We start from the raw sequence: 19,970 nt of genomic DNA on the forward strand, positions 1-19,970 counted from the left end.
CCTCCCCAAGCTTAGGATAATAATGACATGACCTGATTAACAAAAGATTGACTATTTTCTTTGCCGCGGCAAATGACCAGAATGGTATCGTCACCGCAGATCGTCCCCATCACTTCTGTCCATTCCAGATTATCGATCAATGCGCATATGGTGTTGGCCGTCCCTGGAAGGCATTTCATTACTACAAGATTATCCGTATAATCAACACTTACAAAATGATCGCTGAGCGCCCTGCGCAGCCTCTGCAACGGGTTAAAACGCTGATCGGCCGGCATAGAATACTTATATCTGCCATCATCAAGCGGTACTTTCATCAAATGAAGCTCTTTAATATCCCTGGAAACCGTCGCTTGCGTAACATGAAAACCAGCAGCCCGAAGCGATTCCACAAGTTCATCTTGCGTTTCAATTTCGTTGTTCGTGATGATTTCTCTGATTTTCACATGTCGTTGACCTTTCATGCTTACACCTCTATATGAAACGTGATTTTTTTGATTTTGCTTTGCCCCATATCTACATAAAGCACCCCAGCTGCTTCCGGGTAAATAAGGCTGTAAGGGAGCAGCATATCGCGCACAGAACTGCCTGTCATTTCGAGCGGCTTCCGCTCTTTAGCAAGCTTTACCAAATAAATTTCATCATTTTTCTGGACAAAATAGTCGATAAAGAGCCGGCTTTCTAACTGCTCGCTATCGCCTACGGTCATGGTGATGGGGATTTTTGTTTTGCCGGCAAGCACATCGAAGCCCGCCCCTTCGAGAAGTTCCACCGCTTCATCCTGTGGGATCTCAGACTGCACGGGGATATGGAACCTATGTTTTCTCGGTGTTTGAAGCCATCTCTGAAATCTCCATATGAGATAGCACACTAAAACAATCAGGATTAGCAAAATGACTGTGACATCGCCTTTCTCCATGTCCATCACCTCGCCATAGTATTCGCGGATTTACCCGAAAAATCCTTTTTTTCCAGCAAAAAACCCATCTCTGGGCCGCGAGCCATCGCAGTCGCTAAGATGAGTTATTTACCGTGCAATTTCTGTGCTTCTTTCACTGTAGCCGAAATTAGGGACTCCAAAGAACCTTCTGCAATAGGTGCTTCCTCGTTGCTGCAAGTCCAGTAAGCAAGAAACTCTATATTTCCCTCGCCGCCAGTGATCGGAGAATAGGTGAGGCCTTTCAAAACAAAGCCAAGGTCTGACGCAAAAGTAAGTACATGGGTTAGTACATCTTCATGTACCGCCGGATCTCGGACTACGCCGGATTTGCCGACCTTCTCGCGGCCAGCTTCGAATTGCGGCTTGATCAGCGCAACGACACTGCCTTGATCCTGGAAAATCTCCTTCAGCGGAGGCAAAATGATGCGAAGCGAGATAAAAGAAACATCAATAGAGGCAAAAGTAGGCCGAGGACCGCTTAAATCCTCCGCTTTCGTAAAGCGGAAATTCGTCCGTTCCATCACGTTTACTCGCTCATGGTTGCGCAACGACCAATCTAATTGATTGTAGCCAACATCAATAGCGTATACGTAAGAAGCCCCGTTTTGCAGCGCACAGTCCGTAAATCCCCCTGTGGACGCTCCGATATCCAGCATGACTGCGCCGTCTAAACGAATGTCAAACTGCTTGAGCGCTTTTTCCAGCTTGAGCCCCCCTCTGCTGACATAGGGATGCAGGGCTCCTTTCACTTTCAATACAGCTTTGCGGCTGATCTTCGTTCCAGCCTTATCAATTGGCTCTTCATCAGCAAAAACAAGGCCTGCCATAATGGCGGCCTTTGCTTTTTCCCTGCTTTCGAAGTAACCCTGCTCGAGGAGCAGTATATCTAAACGCTCTTTATCGGATGCCATTATGTTCGTGTTAGCTCCTATCGTTGAGTGGGCTTTTAATGAGTTTTTACCTTAAATATGAGTTTAAAAAGTCCGCTTTCAGAACCGAGAAGGTTGGACGAACTTCGGAGAAGGAGGAAACGGAGCGTAGGTGAGCCTACGTGAGTACCGGACTTCCCGAATTCGTTCAAGATTCGATGTCGATTAACCTTCCTGTGTAAGTATCGTTATCAAAGTGGGCTTATTAAACTTCCTATTTAGGCGCGTTGGCGTTTGCGGGGCATTAGTTTTTTGACTTCGGCAATCAAGTTCTGCGAAGTCAGCCCGACTTCCTCACGCTGCTCCGACACCGAGCCGTGTTCGACGAAGTAATCCGGAATGCCCAGCACTTTGACCGGCAGCCCAATAATGCCTTTTCCAGCGAAAAACTCCATAACGGCACTGCCAAATCCGCCTTGAATAGATCCTTCCTCCATCGTAATAATCGGCGTTGAATCATTCGCCAGCTGCAGCAAGTAAGCTTCGTCAAGCGGTTTAATGAAGCGCGCATTAACCACTCGGAGGTTGATGCCTTCCTTAGCGAGCTGTTCAGCCGCCGTTTCAGCGATTTGAACCATCGGGCCAACAGCCAGCACGGCAGCGTAATCGCCTTCTCTTACGGTTTCCCATGTGCCAATCGGTATTGCTTTAGGAGGTAAATCCGTGCTCGCTCCTGTTCCATTAATACGCGGATAGCGATAAGCGATCGGTCCATCGTTATACTCAAGGGCAGTCTGCATCATATCGCGCAACTCATGTTCATCCTTCGGCATCATCAGCACCATATTCGGCAAGCTGCGCAAGAAGGCGATATCGTAAACGCCTTGATGAGTTTCACCGTCAGGACCTACAAAGCCGGCACGGTCAATCGCGAATGTCACATTCAGCTTAGGTCGGCAAATGTCATGAACGACTTGATCATACGCTCTTTGCAAGAATGTCGAGTACACCGCAAATACCGGCTTCAACCCTTCGGTTGCCAAACCTGCGCAAAGCGTAGCCGCATGCTGCTCCGCAATCCCGACATCGATCATTCGATCCGGGAATTGCTTAGCGAATTTCAACAAGCCGGAACCTCCCGGCATTGCAGGGGTAACCGCGATGATTCTTGTATCTTTCTCACCGAGCTCTATCAGCGTATTGCCAAAAACTTCCGTATACATCGGCGGTTGACCGACCGGTTTCAGCACTTGACCGGATTCAATCTTATAAGGTCCCAGCCCGTGCCAAGTGTGTGAGTCTTTCTCCGCTGGCGTATAACCTTTACCTTTGGTTGTAACTACATGGACCAGTACGGGTCCGTTCACTTTTTCGGCTTGTTTGAGGGTATCCATCAGCACAGACAGATTATGACCATCAACAGGGCCCATATAGGTAAAGCCTAATTCTTCGAACCAGACTCCATTAAGCACAAAATATTTGAGACTGTCCTTCAGCTTCTCCGCGGTTTTGGCCAGCGTTCCGCCGATGGCAGGAATTTTCTTCAGTAAGTTTTCGACTTCTTCTTTGGCTTTCAAATAATGACGATCTGAGCGAATTTTGCTCAAATAATTATGAATCGCCCCGACATTGGGCGCAATGGACATTTCGTTGTCATTCAGAATGACCATAATATTTTTCTTCTCGTGACCGATATGATTCATCGCTTCCAGCGCCATACCACCGGTAATGGAGCCGTCACCAATGATCGCAATCACTTTGTTATGCTCGCCTTTCAAGTCGCGCGCCAAAGCCATGCCCATCGCTGCAGACAGCGAAGTGCTGCTGTGACCGGCTTCCCAGACGTCATGTTCACTTTCGGAACGCTTTACAAATCCGCATAACCCTTTGTATTTACGCAGGGTGTCGAATTTGTCTTTGCGGCCGGTTAATATTTTGTGGACATAGGCTTGGTGTCCCACGTCGAAAATCAATTTATCGTACGGGCTGTGGAACAGGGTATGCAAAGCGAGAGTGAGCTCAACCACTCCTAAGTTTGGCGCAAGGTGTCCGCCTGTGACAGACAGCTTTTCAATCAGAAATTGACGGATTTCACCGGCCAATGTCTCAAGCTCTGTCAAGGATAAACGCTTCAAGTCCTCAGGCTGATTGATATGTTCGAGCAGCACGCTTGTTTCCTCACTTTCAATGTGAAAATGCTAAGATTACACCATTATAACATAAATTAGGGGTTCACACGTAAAAGCTGTGAAAACCATTTAAGTTTGATCCGAAAGGCTTTTTGATGAATGCTTAAAAAGTTCGCTTCTTTAGATACGAAAAAGACCTCTTAATGGTCCCTTCGCATCAGGTAGTCCGCCAATTGCAGCAACCTTTCCGGATTCGGCAAATTCGCTTGCAGCAATGCTTCTTTGCCTTGGTTCGTCAGTTCGTTCACTTTCCGCTCCGAGGCATCCATGCCGATGAAATACGGATAGGTTACTTTTTGCTGTTTCTCGTCGCTTTTCACCGGCTTGCCGAGCTTCGACTCATCCCCGATAATATCCAAAATATCATCTTGAATTTGAAAAGCAAGTCCAATAGCATGACCGAATCGACTGAGCGCTTCGAGTCCCGCATCGGATGCACCTGCGATATGGCCCCCGGCACGTAAAGAAAACACGATTAAGTCGCTCGTCTTGTGCGTGTGGATGTATTCGAGTTCTTCAAGCTTCGTTATGCCTTGTTCCCCAAGCATATCCGCTGCCTGTCCCCCTACCATCCCTCTTGCTCCCGCATAAGCAGACAGCTCTTCCGTAATGGCTAATACGCGATCAGCCGGGATCCCATGCACTTTGTGTGCTTGAGCAATGCTGTGAAAAGCATGGGTCAGCAGCGCATCGCCTGCCAAAATCGCCATCGCTTCACCATATACCTTATGGTTCGTCAGCTTGCCTCTTCGATAATCATCATTATCCATAGCCGGCAGATCATCATGGATTAAAGAATACGTATGAACCATCTCAATGGCGCATGCGACTGGAAGTGCCGCTTCCAGGGAACCTCCAAGTGCTTCTGCAGCGGCAAGAACAAAGATAGGGCGCAACCGTTTGCCCCCCGCCATGAGCGAATAATTCATGGATTCTCGTAAAGGAAGAGGAATCTGCCACGTCGGAGGCAGCGAATGTGTTAAAGCCGATTCTACTATATCTGCATATGATGCTATGTATTCGCTAATCGAGCTTGTCTTATTCAACCTAATTCCCCTTATCTTCCAAAGCTGGTTGGAACGGCTTCCGGGTAACTGTGCCCGCTTCCCCCTCCACCAACATCTCAATTTTTTTCTCTACCTGCTCGAGCTTCACCCCGCACAGATGGGATAGACGAACCCCTTCCTGATAAAGCTCAATTGCTTTTTCCAAAGGAACATCGCCGCTTTCCAACTGTGAGACAATACGTTCCAGCTGTTCGATGGCGAGCTCGAAGCTAATTTCCGTTTCGTTATTTGACATCCTTGTTCTCCTCCATCCCCCATACATGACAATCCAATCTGCCGTCTTTCAGCCGAATCTTTACGACATCCCCGACTTGCACTTGCCCGACCGAACGGAGCAGCTTCTGCTCCTTCTCATCGTAGGCCAAGCTGTAGCCGCGCTGCATGACTTTCAGCGGACTAAGCGCGTCCAGATGACGGACGCTGGCCTGCCACTCCTGCTTCTTGCTGCGCAGGAGCGACTGCATGGCCGTGAGCAGCTGCCGGTTTGAAGTATCCAGCCGGCGCTTAGCGAAAACGGCCTGCTCTTTCGGGTTGAAGCCGGATAAGCTGCGCTCCAGCCTCATATGCCGTTCGGCTAGCTGCGAAAGCCGCTGCCGCATCCGATAACCGAGCTGCTCCGCCAGCCGGTCGAGCCGCTCCGCAGGCTGCATGAGCAGCTGCCTGCGGGGGTTGGTCAGGAACGGCGAGCGCTTCGCACGCTCCAGCCGTTCCTGTTTGCGGCGCAGCTGCTGGAGCAGCCCGTAGTGCAGCCTCTGCGCCTGCTGCGACAGCTGCTGCTTCAGCTCAAGGTGGTGCGGCACCGCGAGCTCGGCCGCCGCCGTAGGCGTCGGCGCCCTCAGATCGGCGACGAAGTCGGCGATCGTGAAGTCCGTCTCGTGGCCGACGGCCGAGATGACGGGAATCGCGGAGCTTGCTATGCTCCGCGCGACCGCTTCCTCGTTGAACGCCCACAGCTCCTCAAGCGAGCCGCCGCCGCGGCCGACAATGAGCACATCGGCTTCACCGAGCCGATTCATCGCTTCGATCGCCTTGACGATCGAAGGCGCCGCTTGCGCCCCCTGTACCAATACCGGGTACAGGAGAATCGGGATCGACGGGAAGCGCCGCTGCAGCGTGATGATGACATCACGTACAGCGGCCCCCGTCGGCGAGGTGATCACGCCGATCGCGCGTGGAAACCGGGGTATCGGTTTCTTGCGCTCAGGCGAGAACAGCCCTTCGCCTTCGAGCTTCTTTTTCAGCTGCTCGAAGGCGAGATAAAGGCTGCCGATGCCGTCCGGCTGCATCGCCGTCACGTAGAATTGATAGGCGCCGTCTCTTTCATAGACGGAAATATTGCCTCGAGCAATCACTCGCGTGCCTTCTTTCGGCATAAATCCAAGTCTCTGGTTTTGCGAAGCGAACATGATACTCTTCAGCCTGCCATCCGCATCCTTTAACGTAAAATACATATGGCCGCTGGAATGATGCGTAAAGTTGGAAATTTCGCCGCGCACCCATACATCTTGAAGCCGGTTATCGCCTTCAAGCGTCATTTTAATATAACGGTTCAAATCCTTTACGGATAAGATCTTCGTCTCGTTTTTCGCCATACTTTCAGTTACACGCTCACTTTTGCTTTAGATGCGCGATGAGCCGCATCAACGGTATTACGAAGCAGCATTGTGATTGTCATCGGTCCTACGCACCCAGGAACCGGTGTAATCGCGCTGGCGATTTCTTTCACGGCTTCGAAATCAACATCTCCTGTCAGCTTGCCGTCTGCAGGGCGGTTCATTCCAACATCAATGACAACCGCGCCCGGTTTTACGTGATGTGCTTTGATCAGATGCGCTTTACCGACAGCTACGACTAGAATGTCCGCTTGTCTCGTAATCTCTTCCATATTCGGCGTGCGGGAATGGACGACTGATACGGTTGCATTCTCTCTTAGCAGCAGCATGGCCATCGGTTTACCGACAATATTGCTTCTTCCAACAACAACCGCATGCTTTCCTGCAATTTCTACGCCCGTACGCTTCAATATTTCAATGACGCCATGAGGCGTGCAAGGTTTCATGCCATCCTTGCCAATCATCAGGTTGCCAACGTTCACAGGATGGAAGCAATCTACGTCTTTGGCCGGGTCGATTTCATCCACAACCGCTTCTTCGTCAATATGTTTGGGCAGCGGCGATTGAACCAGTATCCCGTTAATGCGGCTGTCTGCATTGAATTTATGAATGAGAGCAATCAATTCTTGCTGCGTTGTGTTTTCCGGCAAACGATGTACCTCTGAATAAATGCCGACATCATCGCATGATTTGGCCTTATTTCTTACATAAACCTGTGATGCAGGGTCTTCCCCAACAATAACAACCACTAGACCAGGCTGATGACCTGCAGCCGTTAGCTCAGCGACTTCCGCTTTAATTTCCTCACGTATGGAGCTAACGAGTTCTTTACCATTAATGACTTGTCCGGACATGTTGATTCCTCCTAAGAGTTTTCGTAGAAAACTTGCATCGCAAGCATACGAATAGTAAAGTTATTTACCTTTTCGCCAAAAATCTATTAACACCGCAGACCTTAGATCTCCTGAAAAAAAAGCTTTAACACGGTCTTTCCGTCTTAATAGGTCTAACAAAGGTTACGTCTGATACTTTAACACGATTTTTCCGCGTAAAAGTTGTTAATTGCCGCAGATTGCCCCAATCGATTCAGGTTTAAGGCTGATTTACCGTCTTAACGATCATAGATAACTCGTATCTGCTGCTTTAACACGGTTTTTCCGCGTAAAAATGAGAGGTACCTCAAAATTAAGGCTGCAAAGCTTTGCTTTTCAAATCATCCAGTTCTTTAATCATCTTCCCGAGCACGCCGTTGACGAATTTTCCGGATTCATCCGTGCCAAAATGTTTCGCCAAATCAATCGCTTCATTGACGACAACTTTCGGAGGCGTATCGTCCCGATAGAGGAGTTCATAAACAGCTAGACGCAGTACCTCGCGGTCGATTCTAGAAAGCCTGCCCATTTGCCAGCCCTTCAAATACTCTTCCAGAAGCTCATCGATTTTAACTTTATTGTTGTATGTGCCCTCGACCAATTCATAGACGAAAACAGGTGAAATCTTCTCAGATGGCACATCCAACTGCGCTTCATTGTCGTTCTCCGCTTCATGAATCGCACTTTGAACGGCTTCTTTGGGCGAAGCCTCATTCATCTGAATCTGATATAAACTTTGCAATGCAATTTCTCGCGCAACTCTGCGTTTCATTATGAGCCCAACTTTCCTTTTCTACTAGTATACGTCATATTTCATTGATTCCAAACAAAATTACCCCGCAAAGTGAAGCGAGCCTCTGAAGAATATTCCGATTACTTTGCGGGGACCCCAAACTAACAAAAAAATCCATGGAGCTACCCAAGGATTTTAGCGAAACATTCTCCATTTTTGCGTGAGATAGCGCCAAATGTCTTCCAGCAGCACGAAGTTTTCCTTGCGATCCAGCTTGTAGCCGACATAAAACCCTACAAGGACGATGAAAGCAAAGATCAGCATGTCCCAGAAACCAAAAAACAAATAAATGAAGCCGAAGAAAATACCAGCTGCCACTCCGATCACTTTGCCCCTATGCTGCTCCCACAGCTCATTCCACATGTGGGTTCACCTCTATTCGACTCGGCTTTTAAAAGTAGGTGCGGATTGTACGATGTTCGCTACGAACACGGTTACGGCGGCAACTGGAATGCCGGTAATGTCTTCTATGTAACTTTTCACGGTGCTTTGCATGTCTTCCGTCAATTCTGGAATGGAAGTTTCTCCGTCAACTACGGTGCGGATCGTGATTTCCAGTCCGGATTGATTGACTTTTACGCGCGCACGCAGATCCTTGACGCCTTTGGTACGACCGGCGGCTTTTAAAGATAAATTCTCAACCGTTTCCATGGATATCCGAATATCGCCGAAATCCGTACGTTGGTCGATCGAAGGTGCTTGCGCTCGGCTGCGGCGAAGCGCAATAAACAAGAAGCGAATGCTGATGAGCACTACAATCAAGCTGATGACGATACCTGGATATGCATAATTTTTTTCCACGTAAAAATTACCCAGAACCAGCTCTGCTTGAGCTCTAGGGATCCAACTGCAAGCCGTAAACAAAACAATAATGGAAGCCACAAAAACAATCAGGCTATAAATAAGCAGTAAAAGCCTGTCCATAATTTTACCCACGTAAGCTTGTCCCCTTCCTATGGTGAGAGGAAACCCCCTGCAAACTTGTAGGGGGTCTCGAATGATCCATATGGATTCAGCACTTCCGCTTACTTCACGCGAAGAGCGGATGCTGTTTCTTCTTCGATCGGTTTTTCTGCCTGCTTGAAATGGACGTCATGAATATGAACATTCACTTCAACGACGTTCAAGCCGGTCATCGATTCAATCGCCTGTCTTACATTTTTTTGAATGTCGCTGGCTACTTCGGGAATCCGATTACCGTACTCGATAATAATGGAGACGTCAATGGCTGCTTCACGCTGTCCCACTTCTACTTTTACGCCTTTGGACAAATTCTTGCGACCTAGCAATTCGGCAATGCCTCCTGCCAATCCGCCGCTCATCCCTGCTACTCCCTGTACTTCCACCGTCGCCAGTCCGGCAATGATTTCGATAACCTCAGGGGCAATCTGGATGCTGCCCAAATCTGTTTTGACGTAGTCCGGAGCGATTGTGCTCATTGTGGCACCTCCTAAGAGTTTGCGAAGCAAACTTGCTTCGTAAGAATTACTGAGTTTTGCGCCAGATGAACTGGCACCGTTAAGCATTTCTCCAGGCTTTGGATAAGCCGTTCTAATTAATAACTATACCATTTCGCCAAAAATATGACAAATGTTTGTCTACGAATTCGGGTCGTTCACATCATGCTCTTCCAGGAACTTGATATCGTGGTCGCCCTTAATAAATTTCTTGTGTTCCAGCAATTTCAGGTGGAACGGAATGGTCGTATGCACACCTTCAACCGCGAATTCAGTGAGAGCACGCTTCATGCGGGCAATCGCATCTTCACGCGTAGTTCCCCATACGATCAGCTTCGCTACCATTGAATCATAATGCGGTGGAATCGTATAGCCCGGATAAACCGCACTATCCACCCGCACGCCAAAGCCGCCGGGAGGCAAGTAAAACTTCACTTGGCCGGCTGAAGGCATGAAGTTCTTGTTCGGATCTTCCGCATTTACACGGCATTCGATCGCCCAGCCGTTGATGGTGACATCTTCTTGAGCAAAGGATAACGGGTTGCCTTCTGCGACGCTGATCATCTCTTTGATGATATCTACACCTGTGATCATTTCCGTAACCGGGTGTTCGACCTGAATTCTCGTATTCATTTCCATGAAGTAGAATTTGCCGTCTGGTCCAAGCAAGAATTCAAGCGTACCTGCACCGGAATAATCTACTGCTCTCGCGGCGCGAACGGCAGCATCCCCCATCGCCTTGCGAGTCTCAGGCGTCAGGATCGGGCATGGCGCTTCTTCAACCAGCTTTTGTCTGCGGCGTTGAACGGAGCAGTCGCGCTCGCCCAAGTGAACCACGTTGCCGTGTTTGTCTGCTAAGATTTGAATCTCGACATGCTTCATGCCTGTCAAGTATTTTTCCAAATAGACGCCGGAATTTCCGAAAGCGTTCTGCGCCTCTTGCTGAGCGGTCGTGATTTGACTTACGAGCATATCCTCGTCATCGGCAATCCGAATACCTTTACCGCCGCCGCCAGCCGTTGCCTTAATGATAACCGGATAACCGATATCTCTAGCAATGCTTAGTGCATCTTCAATATTCTCTACCAGACCGTCTGAACCCGGAATGATAGGAACTCTAGCTTCTTTCATAGTTTGCTTCGCAACCGCTTTATCGCCCATACGGCTGATGGCGTCTGGCGAAGGTCCGATGAACGTAATGTTGCAGCTTTCGCAAATCTCCGCAAAGTCTGCATTTTCCGCCAAAAATCCATAGCCAGGATGAATGGCATCGCACTCCGTAAGCGTAGCTACGCTCATCAGATTCGTGAAATTCAAATAGCTGTCTTTGGACGGGGTCGGTCCGATGCAATAAGCCTCATCGGCAAGACGCACATGCAGCGCATCACGGTCAGCTTCTGAAAAAACAGCAACCGTGTAAATGCGAAGTTCGCGGCAGGCCCGAATAATACGAACAGCAATTTCTCCACGGTTCGCAATTAGGATTTTATGGAATTTCATTATTTTTCCTCCTAAGAGTTTTCCTCAAGGAAAACTTGCATCGTAAGCACATACTTAAAACGCGCTTACTCCGGTCTTACTAAGAATAAAGGCTGACCATACTCGACAAGCTGTCCGTTCTCCACGAGAACTTCCACGATTTCACCTTTAATTTCAGCTTCGATTTCATTCATCAGCTTCATCGCTTCCACGATGCAGACAACCGTTTTGTCGCCTACTCTGGAGCCAGCACTAACGAAAGGAGCCGCACCAGGTGAAGATGCCTCATAGAAAGTCCCTACCATCGGCGAAACAATCTTATGTAAAGATGAGTCCTCTTGTTTTGCATTTTGAATAGTCGCAGGTACAGAGGCTTCCAGTGCAGCAGCAGGCGTGTGTTGCGGTACGCTGGCTTGTCCGACTGGAGCGTATGAGTGTTGTACAGGAGCCGTCGTTACAAGTACGGATTCTGTTTTATTCGGCTTGCGAATCATAAGGCGAGCGCCTTCATTTTCGATTTCAAGCTCTTGTAAAGAGGATTGATCGACGAGTTTGATCAACTCTTTAATTTCACTCAATTTGAACATTCAAGTCACTCCTTCAAAGTTGGTGAACCATAAACATGCGGGTAAGCAATCGCCGCACCGTATGTATTATACCCATAAACGTAAGAAATGGAAAGAGTCCAGTTTATCCGGCCCCTTTCCAGCTCCTTCGCGCGAGCAGCCACGCGTATCGTGAAAGACTATGGTCTTACGTATTGAATCTTGATATTTTCCGCAGAAGCACCGAGTTCTTTGATGACCAAATCAACGATAGTAACGCCTTGGCTTTTCTCCAGTTTATCACTTTGAACCGTTACTTTCCATTGGTTACCATCTTGATTCACGACGACTTGCGGGTAGTCTTTTCTCAGTGTATCCTGCAGATTCTCCACTTTATCTTGAATATCTGCGAGCTTCTCCAAATCATTGTTGGCTTTAGCTACAGCTTCAGGCGTTTGCTTTGGATCCGTGGCAATTCCCAGCAGATCAGAGGATTTCTTGGCGAACATATCATGCTGTTTCATTTGCTCATTCGTGAAATAGTCGCTGGCGGAAGTCGTTTTCGCTTGCTCTTCCATTTGTTTAATAATCTGGTCATCTGTCTTCGCGGTGCTTGTTTTGGCGGAAGCATCCGTTTTTGTTTTGGTGGCGTCGGTCGATGTCGTTGTTTTAGAAGCATCAGTTTTGGCATCAGTTTTGGCATCAGTTTTGGCATCAGTTTTAGTCGTCGTTTGGGCATTTGATTTAGCATCTGTTTTCGCACCTGTGCCTGTAGTCGCTTTTGCATCTGTTTTTCCTTTGTCAGCTGCTGCAGCCGCCGGATCGACCTGACTCATATCGATCTTCACTTCTTGCGGTTTTGTGGCGGAATCTGTCGCTGCCAAATCCATCTTATTTACATCCTCAGTGAACAGATAATAGGCGGAGAGTACAACCATTAAACTAAGCATGGATACCAGCCAAATTGTTTGTCTTTTCGCGTTCATTGAAAATTCCTCCTTGAATTTAGGTTTATAGGTTTTTCGTTATTCACCTGTTTTTCGGGGCAGTACGGAAATACGGTTGGAGGTAACATCCAGACCTCGCTCAACAGCTTCGATAATCATCTTCTTGACCGTGAGGTTTTCAGCCCCTTTTGCTACGACGATAACGCCTCTAATTTTGGGCTTAATATATTTGAGCACAAGCGGTTTCTGGTCACCTGACACTTGATAGATCACCACTTCCCCGCTTCGCGTAACCTGGGATATGTTCCGGGTTGCTCCATTCGTGTCGCGTTCTGTCGTCATTTGCTGATTGTCGTTATAATTTTTGTCGACATTCAATTCCTCGGTCGATTCGATCGTAACGAGCACTTCAACTTCGCCCACACCCACAATTTTCTGAAGAATCTCTCTAAGCTGTGACTGATAAGCCACTTCGTAATCGTGGAATGCGGAGTTTTCTTTGGGCGAGCTTCCGAGAAACGTTTCTTTGCTAGGCGGTGGAGAGGCTCGGCCCACGTTGATGGGATCAACCTCTTTTACGGTTATAAACGAATTCAAGATCATCAGCGCAGCCCCCAGAAGTCCTATTAAAACGACCCATAACAACGTATTCTTGCGTTTAGGTCCTCCTGGTCCGCCGCCAAATTTCTGCTCCATCCATTGCAGCAATGTTCCCACCCTTTCACCTCGCAATCGTTCCATTCGATTGTTGAAAACGGATGTCAATCTGTGCGGGTTCAACCTGCCAGTCACGGGCAATTCCCTTCGCTAATCGGTCTCGTTCTTGTTCTTGTCCAGGTGTAAGCTTAGCTTCCTGGCCGGCGTTCACTTGATTCGATATGCCGGCTTGCAGCTTTGACTCCGGTTCGATCCGGATTGGATCTATGGGCTTGACCGGCTCCATTGCTGCTATACTTTTGGGACCGGACGCTGCTGGGAGCTTCTTTTTCGAATCTATATCATTAAGGGTTACCCTCACTTTACTAACGCCGGGCTTCCCGTTATTGTCGAATTGTACGAGCACCTGCACGTCTTCGACCCCAAGATCGGTTTGCTTTTGCAAATCCTCTTTCATCAAAGCCGCTAGCTGGGCTTGAACCATTTGCTGGGATTGCTTCTGTCCTTCGGCTCCAAGCTTTTGCGCTTCTTTGGTGATAGCGTCGAGGGATTTCATACTGCTCTTGCCGCCGCTTGCCAGCATCGTGATTTCGTTCTGTTTCTTTTCAGCCGAACTGATCAACTCGTCTACATTCCAATCTTTCTTAAAAAGCTGCATCACCGGCGACAACAGCGTGAGGAGAACAAATAAGCTCATGACGGTTTTGACATAACGCTGCATCGTATTGCTGGGAAGCATCAGATCCACGAAGGTCGCCAGCATGATGACCATAATGACTGATTTTAGCCATCCTCCTAACCAATCCATGGCAACGCTCCTTCATGTATTCTTTAGAAAACTGGCTTCATAAGCATTCGCTCACCTCATCATGACCGAAACGTTGCTAACGGCAATCATGATGGTAATGGCCAGGAAGAACATCAAAGCAACAGCCGCCAAGGCTGCAAACACATAAACAAGACTTTTTCCGATAGTTTGGAGACAGCTGATCATCGGATTATCGCCTAACGGCTGCATAATGGCCGCCGATGCGTTGTAGATAAAGGCGAGCGTTAATATTTTGATCGCCGGAAACGCACAGAGCAGAATCAGAACCACGACGCCCACAAGTCCGATGGCGTTCTTCACTAACAGCGATGCGCCAATCACGGTTTCCGTCGCATCCGAGAAGAGCCGTCCAACGACAGGAACGAAGTTGCCTGCTACGTACTTGGCGGTCCGAATTGCCACACCGTCTCTGACGGCTCCTGCCGTACCTTGTACGGAGATGACAGCCAGGAAGACCGTTACAAACACGCCGAGCATACTAAGGCTTATCGTGCGAAGCAGGTTCGCCAGCTGTGTGACCTTGTATTTGTCGCTGATTGAGCTGACGATGTGCAGAACTGCCGAGAAGAAAAGCAAAGGAAAAATGAACACATAGATGGCTGTTCCCACGGAATGAATCATGAAGACGATTAACGGATGCAAAATCGCTACCGATGTTACATTCCCCATGGATGCTAACAATGTCAGTAAGAGCGGCACGATAGCTATCATGAACTGTATCATCGAGGTAATCGCGGTTTTGGCATACCCGATGGCCACGCTAAAACTGTTGATCGCGATAATAATCAGCACCATATAGGTGATCGAATATCCCAGCTTGCTAACCGTATTTTTTTCGAAGGAACTTTGAAGTGTCTCCAGAATCATGCTGAAAACGGTCAAAACTACGATAGAAGCCAGCAATTTTCCATTGACAATGATCTCGTGGAATACGTACTTCAGCAGTCCTTTGAAGATGCTAGTCATGCTGATTCCTTTTGTTCCTAAGAGCAGTTCCATGAAAGTGGGTGTTTTGCTTTCCGGAAAATATCCACCGTAATCTTTCATCAGCTTATCCCAATATTGCTCCACTTGATCAGTGTTCAAATGGCTCGCCTGTTCTTTAATGAGAACGTCGGTTGGAGATCCTGCCGTCGATGAACCTGTCCACCCGAGCCACAGGCCCATGGTCATGACCATAATCATCATCCAGCGGTTGTGCATCATTTGGCGCGAATAGTGTGGGATCATGGGTTCAGCTCCTTTTTAAGCCGGTAACAACTTGACGACGGTCTCAATGATGACGGTGATGATGGGAATCGCCATCACCATGATGAGAATTTTGCCGGATAATTCAATTTTGGAAGCAATTGATTCTTGACCGGCATCCCTTACGATTTGCGCCCCAAATTCGGCAATATAGGCGACCCCGATGATTTTAAGAATGGTTTTAAGGAATACCATGTTGATGTTCGATTTTTGCGCCAAGTTCTCCAGTACCTGGATGACCGAAGAGATTTTGCCGATGAGAAACAGGAAAATCATAACGCCGGTAAAGGCGGCGAGCAGGAATGCGAACATCGGCTTCTGCTCTTTGATGATCAGCGACAATATGGTAACGATGAGCCCCAGCCCAACGATCTGGATGATTTCCATAGGGCCCACCTCACTGAAACAAAAAGATCGTTTTGATTTCTTTGAACAAATTATCGAGCATACTGACGACCATGAAGAGCACGACCACAAAGCCGATGACCGTGACCCAGTGCGCCATATCCTCTTTGCCCATCTGCTTGAGCACCGAATGGATCATCGCGATGATGATGCCGATGCCGGCGATCTGGAAAATGGCGTTCACATCTACGTTCATTCCAGGCACCCCACTCTTGTTGACAGCTGACATCTGATGCAGATGCACCCGCTGCAACTTAATACATCAAAATCACGATCAATGCTCCGATCAGGACTCCGAGGCTTTTCCACATTTTTTCGTAGCGCCGCTGCTCGTCCCTGGATTCCGTCTCTTCCGCTTGAAGCTGGCTGACGGCAAGCCGCAGATGCTTCACTTGATCACCCCGATCCGTGAGCCCCAGCACGTTTCCCAGCTGCAAGACCACTTCTTGCTCTGGTTGCTTCATGGACGTTCGCTTCCAAACATCCTTGACCGTTTGCTGCCAAATCTCCCGGGTCGACATCCCCACACTTGCCAGCAAGCGCTCCGATACCACTCGGAACAAGGAAGATAACGGTTCAGCAATCTGCTTGGCTAGCGAAGCGAATGCTTCGGGAAGCGGAGTCAACGCATAGATGATTTCTGTCTCCATTCGCTGTAGAGCACTGATGAGCAGCCTGATTTGTTTCGGACGCCTTGCGAAATGGGCCGCTTGAAGGAATCCTATTAGGGCGGCCGCCCCGATAATAAGCACCGCTCCGACAAACTTAACCATCATCCATCATCCTTTAAAGGTCTCCACAAAGTTTGCGAGGAGCCCACAATATTTCTTCACGTTTGCAGTCCAAGCTGCTTGCCCTGACGGTCCAAGACCCGAAATGGCGCCAGCCGGCCCTTCCTTCGATCCAAGATGACATAACGCGCGAACACCCCCTCTTCCATTAATCGCTTCAAAACAGGCCGCATCCGAGCATCTTCATAATCAGCACCATGAGCAGTAGCTATCATTCGGATGCCTGCATGAAGCGCTTCTTGAATCGCCGCCCCATCTTCGGGACGACCGATTTCGTCGACGACGAGCACTTCCGGCGATAGCGAGCGGATCATCATCATCATCCCTTCCGCTTTTGGGCATCCATCCAGGATGTCCGTGCGTGGTCCCAGATCAAATCTCGGAACGCCTTTGACGCAAGCGGCTAATTCGGAGCGTTCATCAACGATTCCCACTTTGCGGCCTGCAAGAGCTGTTATCGCACCGGCGGCTCCCCATTCTCCCCGACTGACCAGCCTGGCCAAATCGCGAACAAGCGTTGTTTTCCCTTGCTGCGGGGGTGAGATAATCAGCGTATGATAGATGGTTGGGCCTGCCGGGTCGTAGAGATAAGGCATTATCGCTTTTCCCACACCTTGGATATCCCGGGCAATCCGAATATTGAAGGAGCTTACATCGCGGATCTGTTTGACTTGTCCCTGATCTAAAACCGTACGACCGGCCAGTCCGACACGATGGCCGCCAACAATCGTAATAAAGCCTCTCCGCAGCTCTTCCTCATAGGTATACAAGGAATGATTCGTTAGCTGTTCGAGCAGAGCCAAACAATCCTGTGAAGTTGGCTTGTAAGCCTGCGATTCTTGATTCACGAATTGACCTCGTTCACCTAGAAAGACATATTGATCCTGGTAGCTGATTTCCAAAGGTCGCGACTCTCGGACGCGAATTTCTTCAATACTAGCTTGTACGTCAGCCGGCAGTTGCGCGAGAATCCATCTGAGAGAATGGGGCATCAGGTTCATAATCGAATCCAGCATGGGCAGACAAGCCTCCAAGTTGTCCAGTCTTCTATATTCATTTGTATGCCTGCTAGAAAGAAATATGACAGATTACTTTTTTAAAATGCCGATAAAGATACAGCTTACGCCCGCAAGCACCCAGAGCATTTTGCCAAATGATAGTTTCTCCGCGATGCCTACTAGACCGATAGTCGTGGTCGCTAGTAATACTAGAGGACCTACTAGAGCCAGTCCCGAATTGACCAGGAGCGCCTTCTCGATATTCGCCAGCCTCAGCATAATAATCGCCGCGATAATCTCGATGCTCCCGGACATCAACCTGAGCGTTGCCATGCTCATCACGATTTTATTGATCATTTCTTTCTACCCTCCCTTAAAAAGCAAGCAAACTTTTGAACCTTGCCCAAGTTGCACCGCGGAGCGATTTTAAAAAAGGCCGGAGTGTGACTTTTGTAAGACTGTTCCAACCAACCGAAGGCCCATTAATGAAAGGAACAGTCTTACAACGGGAACCGGAGGTTTTTTTAAAATCGCGGAGCTCTCGAATGTAACAGGATGCGAGGTTCAACGGCTTGCTGCCTTTTTACCCTACCTTATGCGAGCTCGTCTGATTTTAGGCATGGTGGGCACCTCCCTACTTCAAAATGCATATGATGAACACAGAATTGAACCTTAGAGGGATAGTGAGGAGATTTACTAATGGAAGTGACCTCTCATCTAAAATGGAATCCGGTTCTGGCCGATCCCACGGGGCGCAGGCAGGCCAAACCTAGAACACTAGGAAAAACGATGGTAATTGATAAAGGTTTGGGCTTGAACGCCTTTGAAGATTTGCTCAGCACGTCCGGAGACCATTTGGATATGATCAAGATTGGCTTCGGCACCTCTCCGCTTTATCCGCAGCAACTGCTTAAGACCAAAATTGACATGGCCAAAGCGGCTGGCATTTGCATCTATCCTGGCGGAACGTTTCTTGAGGTTGCAATCGCACAAGACGCGGTACCCTCTTTTTTTGATATGGTGATCGCGCTTGGGTTTAATGGACTTGAAGTATCGGATGGAACGATCGAAGTGACGCGTAGGTTGAGAAATGAGCTCATTTTGAGAGGATTAAACGAAGGCTTGCAAGTCATAACCGAATATGGCAAAAAAGGATGGGGATCGTCCATCGAGCTCGAAGAGCTCATTGAAACAGTGACGATCGACGCTCAATTCGGGGCGGAGCTGATCACGATTGAGGCCCGTGAATCCGGGATGGGGGTAGGCATTTTCGATACGCAGGGAAACTGTAAAGATGAAGAACTGCAAAAAGTGCTTTCCGCCATTCCGGGGCAGCATTTACTCCTATGGGAAGCGCCGCTTAAAAACCAACAGGTACATTTGATGCAACTGCTAGGCCCGGACATCCATTTGGGGAATATATCAACACACGATATTATTTCCTTGGAAGCTTTACGTAGAGGGCTTCGTTCCGATACCCTGTCCTTTGGAACCAGAAAGGAATAAACGATGCAAATCGATGTGGTCGCCAATATCGGCGAAGCCAGAGCCGATGAGTTCATTCACAAAACCGTCATCGTCATCGACGTGCTTCGTGCGACAAGCACGATGATCGCTGCGTTAGGCAACGGATGTAAAGCCGTCGTACCCGTTGAAACGGTGCTGCAGGCCAAAGATTTACAAAAACCCGGCGATCTTCTTGGCGGTGAACGCTTTTGCAAGAAAATACCGGGCTTCGATTTTGGAAATTCTCCGGCCGAGTACACCCGAGCAGCTGTTCAAGGGAAACGAATCATTTTGACCACAACCAATGGCACTAGAGGCATTCAAAAAGCGATGAAAGCCGATCATGTGTTGGCCGGCGCATTAACGAATGGGAACGCGTGTGCAAAGGCGGCAGTAACCTTTAAACGGGATGTCGTCATCCTATGTGCGGGAACACAGGACGTGTTTTCCTTAGAGGATGGTCTATGCGCAGGACTAATATTAGAGGAAATAGGTAGAATCGTAGGCGATAAAAATCTGGCTGTCAACGATTTCGGCCTGGCAATGCGAAGCTGTTATTTGCAAGCCAAAGATGCCCTCCTCGATACGTTGCTGACGTGTGCCAACGCGAAGCGATTATGCAAGATCGGCTTTCGAGAGGACTTAGTGGCGTGCTCCAAGGTAAACGAAACCACCATTGTCCCTATTCGGGACCGTGATCAGATGGTGCCTGCTCCGTTCTAAAAACAAGCCCCCCTCATAAACTAGGATTGACTACTCATGAGACAA

General features: G+C 48.6%; 25 protein-coding genes. 2 read left to right on the forward strand and 23 right to left on the reverse strand.

The genetic code is table 11. The annotated features are described in order from the left end of the window. Positions 1–11 precede the first annotated feature (11 nt). From ahrC to ACFQZT_RS12935, 23 genes are all read right to left on the reverse strand, one after another. Positions 12–461, reverse strand: a complete 450-nt coding sequence (ahrC, locus tag ACFQZT_RS12825) for a transcriptional regulator AhrC/ArgR (protein WP_379300293.1) — start codon at positions 459–461, stop codon at positions 12–14. Positions 462–463: 2 nt separating this feature from the next. Next, a complete protein-coding gene (locus ACFQZT_RS12830; RefSeq protein WP_379300296.1) occupies positions 464–769 on the reverse strand; it encodes a hypothetical protein in 306 nt (101 codons plus the stop codon). Positions 770–1,020: 251 nt separating this feature from the next. After that, positions 1,021–1,848, reverse strand: coding sequence for a TlyA family RNA methyltransferase (locus ACFQZT_RS12835; RefSeq protein ID WP_379300298.1), 828 nt, complete (start codon positions 1,846–1,848; stop codon positions 1,021–1,023). A 236-nt stretch (positions 1,849–2,084) separates the two neighbouring features. Beyond that, positions 2,085–3,974: a 1-deoxy-D-xylulose-5-phosphate synthase gene (dxs, locus tag ACFQZT_RS12840; protein ID WP_379300300.1), complete on the reverse strand. Its 1,890-nt coding sequence runs from the start codon at positions 3,972–3,974 to the stop codon at positions 2,085–2,087. A 161-nt stretch (positions 3,975–4,135) separates the two neighbouring features. After that, positions 4,136–5,041, reverse strand: coding sequence for a polyprenyl synthetase family protein (locus tag ACFQZT_RS12845; protein WP_379300302.1), 906 nt, complete (start codon positions 5,039–5,041; stop codon positions 4,136–4,138). A 1-nt stretch (position 5,042) separates the two neighbouring features. Further along, positions 5,043–5,297, reverse strand: coding sequence for an exodeoxyribonuclease VII small subunit (xseB, locus tag ACFQZT_RS12850; RefSeq protein WP_379300304.1), 255 nt, complete (start codon positions 5,295–5,297; stop codon positions 5,043–5,045). Further along, positions 5,287–6,654 carry an exodeoxyribonuclease VII large subunit gene (xseA, locus tag ACFQZT_RS12855; protein ID WP_379300306.1) on the reverse strand — a complete coding sequence of 456 codons (1,368 nt, stop codon included), beginning with the start codon at positions 6,652–6,654 and terminating at the stop codon, positions 5,287–5,289. Before xseA ends, xseB begins: the two co-directional genes overlap by 11 nt. 8 nt (positions 6,655–6,662) lie before the next feature. After that, complete coding sequence (folD, locus tag ACFQZT_RS12860) at positions 6,663–7,529, reverse strand: bifunctional methylenetetrahydrofolate dehydrogenase/methenyltetrahydrofolate cyclohydrolase FolD (protein ID WP_379300308.1); 867 nt, start codon at positions 7,527–7,529, stop codon at positions 6,663–6,665. 331 nt (positions 7,530–7,860) lie between these two features. Beyond that, positions 7,861–8,319 (reverse strand): transcription antitermination factor NusB, encoded by a 459-nt coding sequence (nusB, locus tag ACFQZT_RS12865; protein WP_379300310.1) that lies wholly within the window; start codon positions 8,317–8,319, stop codon positions 7,861–7,863. Between the two features lie 156 nt (positions 8,320–8,475). Beyond that, positions 8,476–8,703: a DUF2273 domain-containing protein gene (locus ACFQZT_RS12870; RefSeq protein ID WP_379300312.1), complete on the reverse strand. Its 228-nt coding sequence runs from the start codon at positions 8,701–8,703 to the stop codon at positions 8,476–8,478. A 12-nt stretch (positions 8,704–8,715) separates the two neighbouring features. After that, entirely contained in the window at positions 8,716–9,276 is a 561-nt protein-coding gene (gene amaP, locus ACFQZT_RS12875) for an alkaline shock response membrane anchor protein AmaP (protein WP_379300314.1), read from the reverse strand. Between the two features lie 89 nt (positions 9,277–9,365). Further along, entirely contained in the window at positions 9,366–9,779 is a 414-nt protein-coding gene (locus ACFQZT_RS12880) for an Asp23/Gls24 family envelope stress response protein (protein ID WP_379300316.1), read from the reverse strand. Positions 9,780–9,938: 159 nt separating this feature from the next. Continuing rightward, positions 9,939–11,297 carry an acetyl-CoA carboxylase biotin carboxylase subunit gene (gene accC / locus ACFQZT_RS12885; RefSeq protein ID WP_379300318.1) on the reverse strand — a complete coding sequence of 453 codons (1,359 nt, stop codon included), beginning with the start codon at positions 11,295–11,297 and terminating at the stop codon, positions 9,939–9,941. Between the two features lie 65 nt (positions 11,298–11,362). After that, entirely contained in the window at positions 11,363–11,863 is a 501-nt protein-coding gene (accB, locus tag ACFQZT_RS12890; protein ID WP_379300320.1) for an acetyl-CoA carboxylase biotin carboxyl carrier protein, read from the reverse strand. Positions 11,864–12,021: 158 nt separating this feature from the next. After that, positions 12,022–12,807 carry a SpoIIIAH-like family protein gene (locus ACFQZT_RS12895; RefSeq protein WP_379300322.1) on the reverse strand — a complete coding sequence of 262 codons (786 nt, stop codon included), beginning with the start codon at positions 12,805–12,807 and terminating at the stop codon, positions 12,022–12,024. A 39-nt stretch (positions 12,808–12,846) separates the two neighbouring features. After that, positions 12,847–13,485: a stage III sporulation protein AG gene (spoIIIAG, locus tag ACFQZT_RS12900; RefSeq protein ID WP_379300324.1), complete on the reverse strand. Its 639-nt coding sequence runs from the start codon at positions 13,483–13,485 to the stop codon at positions 12,847–12,849. A 4-nt stretch (positions 13,486–13,489) separates the two neighbouring features. Beyond that, entirely contained in the window at positions 13,490–14,233 is a 744-nt protein-coding gene (spoIIIAF, locus tag ACFQZT_RS12905) for a stage III sporulation protein AF (protein WP_379300326.1), read from the reverse strand. A gap of 51 nt (positions 14,234–14,284) precedes the next feature. Beyond that, entirely contained in the window at positions 14,285–15,484 is a 1,200-nt protein-coding gene (gene spoIIIAE / locus ACFQZT_RS12910; RefSeq protein ID WP_379300328.1) for a stage III sporulation protein AE, read from the reverse strand. A gap of 15 nt (positions 15,485–15,499) precedes the next feature. Next, positions 15,500–15,889, reverse strand: coding sequence for a stage III sporulation protein AD (gene spoIIIAD / locus ACFQZT_RS12915; RefSeq protein ID WP_379300330.1), 390 nt, complete (start codon positions 15,887–15,889; stop codon positions 15,500–15,502). A gap of 10 nt (positions 15,890–15,899) precedes the next feature. After that, positions 15,900–16,103, reverse strand: a complete 204-nt coding sequence (spoIIIAC, locus tag ACFQZT_RS12920; protein ID WP_056614718.1) for a stage III sporulation protein AC — start codon at positions 16,101–16,103, stop codon at positions 15,900–15,902. 58 nt (positions 16,104–16,161) lie between these two features. Then, positions 16,162–16,680 carry a stage III sporulation protein SpoIIIAB gene (gene spoIIIAB / locus ACFQZT_RS12925; RefSeq protein WP_379300469.1) on the reverse strand — a complete coding sequence of 173 codons (519 nt, stop codon included), beginning with the start codon at positions 16,678–16,680 and terminating at the stop codon, positions 16,162–16,164. A gap of 56 nt (positions 16,681–16,736) precedes the next feature. Beyond that, complete coding sequence (gene spoIIIAA, locus ACFQZT_RS12930) at positions 16,737–17,714, reverse strand: stage III sporulation protein AA (RefSeq protein ID WP_379300333.1); 978 nt, start codon at positions 17,712–17,714, stop codon at positions 16,737–16,739. Between the two features lie 72 nt (positions 17,715–17,786). Next, positions 17,787–18,053 (reverse strand): YqhV family protein, encoded by a 267-nt coding sequence (locus ACFQZT_RS12935; protein WP_379300335.1) that lies wholly within the window; start codon positions 18,051–18,053, stop codon positions 17,787–17,789. A 342-nt stretch (positions 18,054–18,395) separates the two neighbouring features. On the opposite strand from ACFQZT_RS12935, the gene comA reads away from it, so the two are divergent. Further along, on the forward strand, positions 18,396–19,202 hold the full coding sequence (gene comA / locus ACFQZT_RS12940; RefSeq protein ID WP_379300336.1) for a phosphosulfolactate synthase: 807 nt from the start codon (positions 18,396–18,398) through the stop codon (positions 19,200–19,202). A gap of 3 nt (positions 19,203–19,205) precedes the next feature. Then, positions 19,206–19,925 (forward strand): 2-phosphosulfolactate phosphatase, encoded by a 720-nt coding sequence (locus ACFQZT_RS12945; protein WP_379300337.1) that lies wholly within the window; start codon positions 19,206–19,208, stop codon positions 19,923–19,925. The last annotated feature ends 45 nt before the right edge of the window (positions 19,926–19,970 follow it).

This window comes from Paenibacillus sp. GCM10027628 (assembly GCF_042676385.1).
Taxonomy (GTDB): Bacteria; Bacillota; Bacilli; order Paenibacillales; family NBRC-103111; genus Paenibacillus_E.

Coding starts and splice junctions, on each gene's coding strand:
- ahrC (WP_379300293.1), bottom strand. CDS start 461: ATGAAAGGTCAACGACATGTGAAAATCAGAGAAATCATCACGAACAAC.
- ACFQZT_RS12835 (WP_379300298.1), bottom strand. CDS start 1,848: ATGGCATCCGATAAAGAGCGTTTAGATATACTGCTCCTCGAGCAGGGT.
- xseB (WP_379300304.1), bottom strand. CDS start 5,297: ATGTCAAATAACGAAACGGAAATTAGCTTCGAGCTCGCCATCGAACAG.
- xseA (WP_379300306.1), bottom strand. CDS start 6,654: ATGGCGAAAAACGAGACGAAGATCTTATCCGTAAAGGATTTGAACCGT.
- folD (WP_379300308.1), bottom strand. CDS start 7,529: ATGTCCGGACAAGTCATTAATGGTAAAGAACTCGTTAGCTCCATACGT.
- nusB (WP_379300310.1), bottom strand. CDS start 8,319: ATGAAACGCAGAGTTGCGCGAGAAATTGCATTGCAAAGTTTATATCAG.
- ACFQZT_RS12870 (WP_379300312.1), bottom strand. CDS start 8,703: ATGTGGAATGAGCTGTGGGAGCAGCATAGGGGCAAAGTGATCGGAGTG.
- ACFQZT_RS12880 (WP_379300316.1), bottom strand. CDS start 9,779: ATGAGCACAATCGCTCCGGACTACGTCAAAACAGATTTGGGCAGCATC.
- accC (WP_379300318.1), bottom strand. CDS start 11,297: ATGAAATTCCATAAAATCCTAATTGCGAACCGTGGAGAAATTGCTGTT.
- accB (WP_379300320.1), bottom strand. CDS start 11,863: ATGTTCAAATTGAGTGAAATTAAAGAGTTGATCAAACTCGTCGATCAA.
- ACFQZT_RS12895 (WP_379300322.1), bottom strand. CDS start 12,807: ATGAACGCGAAAAGACAAACAATTTGGCTGGTATCCATGCTTAGTTTA.
- spoIIIAF (WP_379300326.1), bottom strand. CDS start 14,233: ATGGATTGGTTAGGAGGATGGCTAAAATCAGTCATTATGGTCATCATG.
- spoIIIAE (WP_379300328.1), bottom strand. CDS start 15,484: ATGATCCCACACTATTCGCGCCAAATGATGCACAACCGCTGGATGATG.
- spoIIIAD (WP_379300330.1), bottom strand. CDS start 15,889: ATGGAAATCATCCAGATCGTTGGGCTGGGGCTCATCGTTACCATATTG.
- spoIIIAC (WP_056614718.1), bottom strand. CDS start 16,103: ATGAACGTAGATGTGAACGCCATTTTCCAGATCGCCGGCATCGGCATC.
- spoIIIAB (WP_379300469.1), bottom strand. CDS start 16,680: ATGGTTAAGTTTGTCGGAGCGGTGCTTATTATCGGGGCGGCCGCCCTA.
- spoIIIAA (WP_379300333.1), bottom strand. CDS start 17,714: ATGCTGGATTCGATTATGAACCTGATGCCCCATTCTCTCAGATGGATT.
- ACFQZT_RS12935 (WP_379300335.1), bottom strand. CDS start 18,053: ATGATCAATAAAATCGTGATGAGCATGGCAACGCTCAGGTTGATGTCC.
- comA (WP_379300336.1), top strand. CDS start 18,396: ATGGAAGTGACCTCTCATCTAAAATGGAATCCGGTTCTGGCCGATCCC.
- ACFQZT_RS12945 (WP_379300337.1), top strand. CDS start 19,206: ATGCAAATCGATGTGGTCGCCAATATCGGCGAAGCCAGAGCCGATGAG.